General features: G+C 44.0%; 1 protein-coding gene. It reads left to right on the top strand.

Features of this window, described 5'->3' with window-relative positions; genetic code table 11:
- Positions 1-3: 3 nt before the first annotated feature.
- A partial coding sequence (locus R7E78_RS24705; RefSeq protein WP_318058418.1) for an IS630 family transposase occupies positions 4-1,018 on the top strand: 1,015 nt, incomplete at its 3' end.

The raw sequence follows: 1,018 nt of genomic DNA, 5'->3' as shown, positions 1-1,018 counted from the left end.
ACCATGAAAATTACACTGACTCCACAACAGAAACAACAGCTCGAAGAGATGCACGATTCAACTCGTGATGGTCGAGTGCGTGACCGCATCAAAGCAGTTTTACTTGCCTCTGAAGGTTGGAGTCAGATGATGATTTCTCAAGCTCTTCGTATTCACGAATCGACCGTCGCTCGTCATCTCAGTGATTATGTTCTCTCTGAAAAACTCAAGCCTGAAAATGGCGGTAGTCAAAGCCGACTTTCTGCTGGGCAAACCGTGCAGCTTATCGAACATCTGGCTGAAAACACGTACTTTCATATCCATCAAATTGTCGCTTATGTACAAGCAGAGTTTGGTATCCGTTATACCGTTGCTGGAATGAACAAGTGGTTACATCATCACGGTTTCTCATATAAGAAGCCGAAAGGTGTACCGCACAAGTTTAATCCAGAGATGCAGCAAGCCTTTATCGAATACTATAACGAGACGCTAAAAAGCAGCGAAGACCCTGTGCTGTTCATGGATGCCGTTCATCCTACGCAGTCAAAAAAACTCAGTTATGGCTGGATACGAAAAGGCCAAGACAAAGTGATTGAGACAACAGGCAGTCGAACTCGTCTTAATATTATCGGTGCGTTACCGCTTCAAAATATTGGCGCAACGGTGACAGAGACGTATGAGACGATAAACAGCGAGAGCATCGTTCGCTCCTTCTGGAAGCTCAAAAAGGAGCATTACCCGTTGGAGCAAAAAGTTCACCTAGTTCTTGATGGCGCCGCCTATCATCAGTCAGAGCTGGTGAGAAATGCGGCAAAAGTGCTCAATATTGAGCTTCATTACTTACCACCTTACAGTCCAAATTTAAATCCAATCGAGCGGCTTTGGAAAGTGATGAATGAACATGTGAGGAACAATATTTACTTCTCCTCCAAGCCAGAATTTACTTCAGCCATCAAAGAGTTTTTCGATGTAACGCTACCAGAAGTTGCAGGCTCATTGTCATCCAGAATTACGGATAACTTTCAGATATTGAAACCTG

Source organism: Vibrio sp. YT-19(2023) (assembly GCF_033337395.1).
Note: the sequence above shows the minus strand (reverse complement) of the source record. Positions and strands in the feature narration are given on the sequence as shown.